Genomic DNA, 8,727 nt, shown 5'->3' on the forward strand with positions numbered 1-8,727 from the left:
GTGAGTGCCGGCGTCGTGATTGCAGGAGGGTTGGGGGAAAGCCCGCGTTATCTGCGAGAGGGTTGGCGAAAAAGCCGCAGGAAGTGCGAGAGCGTTCAGGCCGGGGCGCTGGCCGCCTCTGCCTGCCGCTCTTCCACCAGCGTTGCCACGGCGTTGAACAGCGGATGGTCCGGTTCCAGGCCGGTAATGCGGGCGGTGGCCTCCGCCGGGCTGGAGGACGCCAGGATCCCCTCGAGTTCCGTCGCTTCGGCGTCGGCGGGATCATTGAAGCGCAGTGCCGCCGCGATGGCGCCCAGGAGCGCCTCGGGCACAATGCCACGTTCCGCGAGTTCGGCCGCGGGGCCGATGAACCGTTCGTGCCGGCTCAGCTTCCGCAGCGGGGCACGGCCCACCCGGTGGACGGTGTCCGGCAGGTAGGGGTTGGAGAACCGGACCAGGATCTTCTGGACGTAGGCTTCCTGCTCGTCGTTGCTGAAGCCGTGCTTGCTGACCAGGAGCTGTTTGGTTTCCTCCAGCACTGCCCGGACATCCTCGGCCACGTCCTGGTCAGCCATGGCGTCGGAGATCTTCTCCATGCCCGCCTCGAACCCGAAGTAGGCGGCCGAGGCATGGCCGGTGTTGACGGTGAACAGCTTCCGCTCGATGTACGGCGAGAGGTCATCCACAAAGGTGGCGCCCGGGATCACCGGTGCGGAATCACCGAAGGCGGAGCGGTCGATGACCCATTCGTAAAAGGTCTCCACGGTGACGTCCAGGCCCTGCCCGGGTTCCTGGTTGGGCACGATCCGGTCCACGGCGGTGTTGGCGAACACGGCTTTCCCGTCCAGCGCCCCGGCGGCGGCCCCCGGCTGGGAGGCCACCTCCTTGGCAAGGATGTCCGTGGCGTTGATGGCGTTTTCACACGCCATGACCTGCAGCGGCGGAAGGCCGGGTTCCCGTGCCACGATGCCCCTGGCAATGACGGGTGCCACGAACTTCAGGATGTGCGGGCCCACTGCGGTGGTGACGATGTCCGCCGTCGCGATTTCCGCGACGAGCTCCGCTTCCTGCGTGGTGGAGTTCAGCGCCCGGAAATTGGTGACTGTCCGCACTGCAGGGTTTTCCCCCACCTCGTGTACGGCGTAGCTGTCCGCTGCAGCGAGCTGGTTGATGAGTTCCTCGGCAACGTCCGCGAACACCACCTCGTAGCCGGCGTCGTGCAGGAGCAGCCCAACAAAGCCGCGGCCGATGTTTCCAGCTCCGAAATGTACAGCCTTCACTATGCGTTGACCTTTCCGAAGAGCTCCAGGACTTCGTCCACGGAGGTGGCAGCCTCAAGCCGGGCAACCTGTTCCTTGTTGGTGAAGACCTTTGCGATGGAGGACAGGATGTGCAGGTGTTCGTTGTTGACTCCTGCGACGCCGACGACGAACTTGACCTGCTTGCCGTTCCAGTCGATGCCCTCCGGGTAGCGGATCACGGACACCGCAGACTTCCGGATGTGGTCCTTGGCGGCATTGGTGCCGTGCGGGATGGCCAGGAAGCTGCCCATGTACGTGGACACCGACTGCTCCCGCTCGTGCATGGCTGCGATGTAACCCTCGTCCACGGCACCCCGGTCCAGCAGGAGCCGGCCGGCCTCGTCGATGGCGGCGTCGCGCGTGGTGGCCGATCCCTCCAGCACCACGCTCTCGCGGGCCAGGATCTCATGGGTGCCGGCACCGGGGGCGGCTGCCACCGGAGCCTCGGCTGCGTCGGCACCGCCTGCCTGCCCGCCCTCGGTGTTGCTCTCCCGCACCAGTTCCACGATCTCGTCGTAGCGCGGGCTGCTCATGAAGTTGTCCACCGAGTAGTGGACGGCACTGGACGTGGCCGGCTTGGCGCGTTCGGTCAGGTCCTGGTGGGTGATCACGACGTCGTAGTCGTCACGAAGGTTGGCGATGGCCGCGTTGGTGACCTTAACGTCCGGGAACCCGGCCGCCTTGATCTTGTTCCGCAGCACCGAGGCGCCCATGGCACTGGAGCCCATGCCGGCGTCGCACGCGAACACGATGTTGCGCACCGGACCGGCCAGGACGGCCACACCGCCCGCGCCGGCAGCCGCACCGGCGCCGGTCAGGGTGGAGGCTACTGAGCTCTTCTTGCCCTTCATCTGTTCCATCTTTGAGGTGGCGTCACTGAGGTCCACTTCGTCGCTGTGCTTGGTGGTCTTCATGATGATGGAGGCCACCAGGAAGGAGGCCGTCGTGGCCAGCAGGACCGCGAGAATCACTCCGAGGTAGCTGTCGCGGGAGGTCTGGGCGAGCACGGCAAAGATGGAACCGGGGGCGGCCGGCGCCACCAGTCCCGAACCGGTGATGGCCAGCGTGGCGATGCCCGTCATGCCGCCTGCGATCGCAGCAAGGATCAGCAGCGGGCGCATCAGGACGTACGGGAAGTAGATTTCGTGGATGCCGCCCAGGAAGTGGATGATAGCTGCACCGGGGGCCGAGGCTTTGGCCGCCCCGCGGCCAAAGAACATGTAGGCGAGCAGGATGCCCAGGCCGGGGCCCGGGTTGGCTTCAAGCAGGAACAGGATGGACTTGCCCTGCTCCAGCGACTGCTGGACGCCCAGCGGGGTGAGCACGCCGTGGTTGATGGCGTTGTTGAGGAACAGCACCTTGGCGGGTTCGATGAAGATGCTGGTGAGCGGCAGCAGGCCGTTGTCCACCAGGAACTGGACCACGTTTCCGGCGCCTGTGCTGAACGCCGAAACCAGGGGGGCGATGCCGTAGAAGCCAAGCATGGCCAGCAGGGCGCCCCAGATGCCGGCCGAGAAATTATTCACCAGCATCTCAAAGCCGGGACGGATCTTGCCGTCCCAGATCGAGTCGATCTTCTTCATGGTCCAGCCGCCCAGCGGGCCCATGATCATGGCCCCGATGAACATGGGGATGCCGGCACCCACAATCACGCCCATGGTGCCGATGGCGCCCACCACGCCGCCGCGGACGTCGTAGACCATCCGGCCGCCGGTGTACGCAATCAGCAGGGGCAGCAGGTAGGTGATCATCGGCCCGACGAGGCCGGTGTTCGGCTTTCCGCCCGTCTCGCCAAAACCGCCCAGCTGGGGCACGGGCAGCCAGCCCTTTTCAATAAACAGGGCGGTGATAAGGCCCCAGGCAATGAAAGCGCCGATGTTGGGCATGATCATTCCGGACAGGAAGGTCCCGAACTTTTGGACGTGCACGCGCGCGCTGGTGCGGGGCTTTGCAACTGTCTCTGTTGCCATGTGATTTCCTAACCGTCATTCCTGCTGCTCCGCAGGATGGTCCGATACTTACGACGACGTAGTGCCGGCCTGGATTCAGCCGGCCGGGCTGGTGGAGATGCGGTGGAGCCATTCGAGGAAAAGCTTGAGTTCCGAGCTTGAAAGCTGGTCAGAGTGCGAGGCCTGAAGTGCGGCGTTCAGGGCGATCGCTGCCACCACTACCGAGGATTTCCCGGCGCCGCCCGGGGCCGGGCCGCTGGCGGGCTCGGCTGACACCGCAAAGATCATGGCGTCCCGGGTCATGGTGGACAGTTCGAGGTTCCGTTCGGAGGCGGGCTCCGCAATCAGCATCAGCGTCACCCCCACGTTGGCCGCCAGGATTGACCTGGCCGCTTCCCTGGGCTGGACGTTCAACTGGCCTGCCGCCGCTGCCTTGTTCAGCATCTCCTCCATGAGCGCCTCGGCATCTGCGACGATTGCCGGGCGGCTTTCCGGGCGGATGTTGCCGAACATGACCAAGTACAGTTCCGGCTGTTTCAGCCCGAACTGCACGTGGTTGTCCCACATTCTCCGGATGTCCTCAAGCGGCTGCCCGGAGGGGGCGAAGTCCCTTTCGCCCGCTACATATTCTTCAAACCCTGCGGTGACGACGGCGTCAAACAGACCTTCCTTGTCACCGAAGTGGTGGTACAGGGTGGGTGCTGTAACCCCCGCCAGCTGCGTGATCTGGCGCGTGGACACGGGAGCACCCCCCGAGTTTGCCAGCAGCTCCGCGGCAGCACGGAGCAGTCGCATTTTGGGGGGAAGCTGGCCATCCAAACTCATAACCGCTACCCTAGCACCTATAGCATTGCTATATGAACTGAATCACATACAATTTTTTTCAGGCACGTTTCCCGCCTCCGGACGTAAGCAGTCCAACGGCGGACCGGCATGGCGCCGGACGTATCGGCGGGCCTGGCAACCGGTAGAGAATGAGGACCTTCAGTGCAGAACTTCCCAGGAGTAGGCGTCAGCCCAGGCCGCGTCATCGGCACCGTCCGGCAGATGCCCAAACCCATCAGCGAACCTCCTGCCGGCGAGCAGCTGGCGGCAGGGACCACCGCGGAGGAAGCAACCGCAGCCCTGAAGGCGGCATCCCAGGCCGTGCACGATGAACTGAAGCACCGTGCAGCCCACGCCACCGGTGACGGCAAAGCCGTCCTCGAAGCAACCGCCCTGATGGCCAAGGACACCATGCTGATCAAGGGTGCCGCCAAGCTCGTGGCCCGCGGCACGTCCGCCGAACGCGCCATCTGGGAGTCCGGCTCGTCGGTCTCCGAAATGCTCCACAACCTGGGCGGCTACATGGCAGAACGCGCCACGGACGTCCTCGATGTCCGTGCCCGGATTGTCGCCGAGCTGCGGGGCGTGCCGGCACCCGGCATCCCGGCATCCAGCACCCCGTTCGTCCTAGTGGCGGAGGACCTGGCCCCGGCGGACACCGCCACCCTGGACCCGAACAAGGTCCTCGCCCTCGTCACCGCAGGCGGCGGCCCGCAGTCCCACACGGCCATCATCGCCCGGTCCCTCGGCCTCCCCGCCGTTGTTGCCGCCGTGGGTGTTGATGAGCTCCCCGACGGCACCGAAGTCTATGTGGACGGCGCCGCCGGCAACATCACCTCCGAACCGGACGAATCCCTGCGCGCAGCAGCGGAGGCGTGGGCGGCCACGGCTTCCCTGCTGGCCGAGTTCAGCGGCACGGGCGCGACGGCGGACGGCCACCTGGTGCCGCTGCTCGCCAACGTGGGCGGCGGCAAGGATGCCGAGGCGGCCGCCAAGCTGGGCGCCCAGGGCGTAGGCCTCTTCCGCACCGAGTTCTGCTTCCTGGAGCGCGACACCGAACCCAGCGTCGAAGAGCAGGCCGCGGCCTACAAGAGCGTATTTGACGCCTTCCCGGGAAAGAAGGTGGTCCTGCGCACCCTCGACGCCGGGGCCGACAAGCCGCTCCCGTTCCTGACCGACTCCACCGAGCCGAATCCTGCCCTGGGTGTCCGCGGCTACCGCACGGACTTCACCACCCCCGGTGTTCTGGACCGCCAGCTGGAGGCGATCGCATTTGCGGAGAAGCAGTCCGAAGCGGACGTCTGGGTCATGGCCCCCATGATTTCGACGGCGGAAGAGGCCGCCCGGTTTGCCGCGATGTGCGCGGACGCCGGCATCAAGACCCCCGGCGTGATGGTGGAGGTCCCCTCCGCCGCCCTGACCGCCGAGGCCATCCTTCGCGAAGTTGCCTTCGCCAGCCTGGGCACCAATGACCTCACCCAGTACGCCATGGCCGCAGACCGCCAGCTCGGCCCGCTCGCCAACCTCAACACGCCCTGGCAGCCGGCCGTCCTGCGCCTCGTGGGCCTGACCGTTGAAGGATCCCGCGCGGAAGGGAACAACAAACCCGTGGGCGTGTGCGGTGAGGCGGCTGCCGACCCTGCCCTCGCCGTCGTCCTTACCGGCCTGGGCGTAAGCACCCTGTCCATGACGGCCCGCTCCCTTGCTGCCGTGGCAGCAGTGCTGAAGACCGTCACACTCGAGGAAGCCCAGCAGCTGGCCAAGCTGGCACTGTCCGCTCCCAGCGCCACGGAAGCGCGGGCCTGGGTCCGGGAGAAGCTGCCGGTCCTGGAGGAACTCGGGCTCTAGCGGCGCCGTCCGGCTCGTGCCGTCCTAGGCGGTCACGCCGAAGCCATCCAGGGCACGGACCCAGCCGCTGATGGTCTCGGCCGCCGTTCCGGGGGCGGTGTGCTGCAAAACGTGGCCTTGTCCCGGGATTTCAGCCATTGTGCCCTGCTGCGCAATGGCGGCGAGGCGTTCGCACCAGGGGCGGCGCGCAATGGGATCCTTGGCGCCGCGAAGGACCAGGACGGGCTGGCTGACGGCGGCCAGCCTTTCCTCCATGGGGTAGTCCATCATTACCGGAAGTTCCGTGAGGTACCAGCGCGGTCCCGCCCTGAAGTAGTCGCTGAACACGAGGGCGTTCGATGTCAGGCTCTCCCGCAGGAGTGCATCGCGGGTAAGGGCCAGCGCCTGCCTGGTGACGGTCTTCCTGGGGGAATCCACCACCGGCCCCATCAGGACGGCACCGGCCGCCCTGGCAGGTTCCCGGAGCGCCAGTTCCACTGCGAACTGCGTGCCCATGGAATGACCCACAACCACATAGCTGGAAACGCCGGAGTCAGCCAGGACAGCGCCCACGAACTCCGCAAAATCATCGATCTGGAGCTGGCGGGGCGGCCTTGAAGCCTTGCCGAAACCCGGGAGGTCGAACGTATAGACGTCCGCCTCCTCGGCCAGCTCAAGATGGAGCCGGGCCAGGTAACGGTGCGAAACTCCGATGCCGTGCAGCAGGACGTAGGCAGGCCGGTTCGGGGCTCCCGCGGGGAGGACTGAGGCGTACAGCCTGCCCCGGAGTCCGCCCGCTTCCACGTCCCGGCCGCCAGTAAGTTCCATTTGCCGAGCTTACCCCCGGGGCGGGGTGGCCGCCGGTAGGCTGGGTGCATGGCACTGATAGCTCCCCGGGTAACTGGCGCCCTCCCGTCGGAGGATGCTGAGAAGCTGGGCCGGGCGCTTGCGGGCAGCGATGACATCACCGTCTTCGTGGACGGCACGGTCCATCGGCTGCCGCCACTGGCGAGGGACGCCGTCGTCGACCTCCTGCACCGCTTCAGCCGCGGCGAAGCGGTGACCGTCAGCAGCGTGGAGGACATGCTCACCACGTCCAAGGCAGCCGAGCTGGCGGGTATTTCCCACACGTATCTGCGCAACATGACGGACCGCGGGGAGATCCCGGTGGAATATCGCGGCACCCACCGGCGGATACCGCGGGCCGCCGTCATGGCCTGGCTGGAGGGGCAGAAGAAGTCCGAACAGGGCGACGACGCGGAGGGTCCCGGGAAGGACGCCTAGGTTCTGCCCGCCCTAGATCCGTGGCCGGCCCGCCCAGCGTCGCATCTTCAACGCTGCATGGAGCTCCAGGCGGGGCATCCCCTTGAGCGGATCAACGCCGAGCAGCTGGCGGATCCGGCCCAGCCGGTTGTAGATGCTGCTGCGGTGCAGGTGGAGCTTGGTGGCCACGTCCTGGACGGAGCCGTCGTTGTCGTACAGGAGTTCTAGGACCGGAAGCAGCTCACCGTTCCGGTCCTGGTCCTCAAGCATGCGGAAGTAGACCGACGCCGAGTCAGCCCAGGCACTCGCGCCTCCCCCCGCGGACGCAAGCAGCTGGTAGACGCCCGTGGCCCTGCAGTCCACGAGTTCCCCGAGCTGCGGGTCCACGGCGGCAGCCTGGGCCGCCAGCTTGGATTGGCGGTACGCCGCGGCGAGCTCACGCGGCCGGCCGAAGCCCTCGCTGATGCCCAGAATGATGCGCTGCACCGGACGGCCGGAGCGCTTGGCAAGCTCCAGCTGGTAGTGGACCAGCACCTGGGCGTGGTTGGCCCGGCCGGACAATTCGCGGAACAGCACGACGGAATGGGTGTCCGTGCCGGCGCTGAACAGGGCAGCGTCGACGCCGATGGTCGCCTGGAGCGCGGCAGAGCGGTGGATGAGGGTGGAGGCGATGGGGTCGGATCCGCCGGACCAGCCATCGGCGTCGAGCACTGTCACCACCTGCCAGGGACCGCGGCCCTGGATTTCCTTCCAGCCTGCAATGGCGGCCACGGCGTTGGGCTCGCCGGCGCAGGCGGCCAGGAACTCCCGTTCACGCCCCCGCCGGAATTCAGACTCGGCCGTGTTCGAATCGAGCAGGAGCCCGGAGAGCGTTTCAAGCTCGTGGTTGACGGCCGGCAACTGGGTGAGGATCGCCGTCGGATTTTCATCGGCGGAGTCCTGCTGCACCCACAGGTACCCCACCCGGAAGCCGCGCACCATCAGCGGTACGCACACCCGGCCCAGCATGCCCAGGTCCTGGTTGGCCGGCACCACCACCGGACGGACGGCGGTGGCGATGCCGTGCGAGAGCTGCCAGGCGCTGACGTCGGCCGGGACTTTCTTGCTCAGCAGGAAGTTGACCCGCACCCGGTCCGCGTGGGACTGGTTGGAGCTGTAAGCCAGCAGCACCCCGTCCAGGTCCTCCAGTGACAGGCCACGGCCCAACTTCTGAGCCACCTGTTCAACCAGCTGTTCCACACCCTGCTGCTGCATGGGCCAACATTACTGCCTGGGCAGCCTCCGGGACGAACGGACACGAGGCGACACCTGCCGCCCCACGGCTCGACAAATGTCCAGCTGATAGGAGGAAAATTCCCGGAAATACGCGGTTTCTTCGCCGGCGGCTGCTTGGTCTCGTGTCGGCTGGCTCACAACCGGATTTATCGTTGATACACGAAATCCTTCCGCACTTTCCGGCTTATCAAGCCGAGAACCTGGAGCCCACGATGATCATCGGCGTCCCCAAAGAAATCAAGAACAACGAGTTCCGGGTGGCCATCACCGCCGCCGGAGTCCACGAGTTCCGCAGCAACGGCCACACC

General features: G+C 66.5%; 7 protein-coding genes. 2 read left to right on the top strand and 5 right to left on the bottom strand.

Translation table 11 applies throughout. The features are described 5' to 3' along the window. Nucleotides 1–95 precede the first annotated feature (95 nt). From PV768_RS20965 to PV768_RS20975, 3 genes are all read right to left on the bottom strand, one after another. Nucleotides 96–1,259 (bottom strand): mannitol-1-phosphate 5-dehydrogenase, encoded by a 1,164-nt coding sequence (locus PV768_RS20965; RefSeq protein WP_421094092.1) that lies wholly within the window; start codon nt 1,257–1,259, stop codon nt 96–98. Continuing rightward, entirely contained in the window at nt 1,259–3,250 is a 1,992-nt protein-coding gene (locus PV768_RS20970) for a PTS mannitol transporter subunit IICBA (protein WP_321214744.1), read from the bottom strand. The genes PV768_RS20965 and PV768_RS20970 overlap by 1 nt, the downstream gene beginning before the upstream one ends. Before the next feature lie 75 nt (nt 3,251–3,325). Next, nucleotides 3,326–4,054, bottom strand: a complete 729-nt coding sequence (locus tag PV768_RS20975; RefSeq protein WP_321214745.1) for a TetR/AcrR family transcriptional regulator — start codon at nt 4,052–4,054, stop codon at nt 3,326–3,328. Nucleotides 4,055–4,216: 162 nt separating this feature from the next. Here PV768_RS20975 and ptsP point away from each other — a divergent pair, with 162 nt between their 5' ends. Next, nucleotides 4,217–5,902, top strand: coding sequence for a phosphoenolpyruvate--protein phosphotransferase (ptsP, locus tag PV768_RS20980; RefSeq protein ID WP_421094093.1), 1,686 nt, complete (start codon nt 4,217–4,219; stop codon nt 5,900–5,902). A gap of 24 nt (nt 5,903–5,926) precedes the next feature. On the opposite strand, the gene PV768_RS20985 is transcribed toward ptsP, so the two are convergent. After that, complete coding sequence (locus PV768_RS20985) at nt 5,927–6,709, bottom strand: alpha/beta fold hydrolase (protein ID WP_157240333.1); 783 nt, start codon at nt 6,707–6,709, stop codon at nt 5,927–5,929. A gap of 48 nt (nt 6,710–6,757) precedes the next feature. Here PV768_RS20985 and PV768_RS20990 point away from each other — a divergent pair, with 48 nt between their 5' ends. Then, complete coding sequence (locus PV768_RS20990) at nt 6,758–7,165, top strand: helix-turn-helix domain-containing protein (protein ID WP_157240331.1); 408 nt, start codon at nt 6,758–6,760, stop codon at nt 7,163–7,165. A gap of 12 nt (nt 7,166–7,177) precedes the next feature. Here PV768_RS20990 and PV768_RS20995 read toward each other — a convergent pair whose 3' ends face one another. Next, nucleotides 7,178–8,398 (bottom strand): PucR family transcriptional regulator, encoded by a 1,221-nt coding sequence (locus tag PV768_RS20995; protein ID WP_157240330.1) that lies wholly within the window; start codon nt 8,396–8,398, stop codon nt 7,178–7,180. Nucleotides 8,399–8,727 lie beyond the last annotated feature (329 nt).

This window comes from Pseudarthrobacter sp. CC4, assembly GCF_048957775.1.
Lineage (GTDB): Bacteria > Actinomycetota > Actinomycetes > Actinomycetales > Micrococcaceae > Arthrobacter.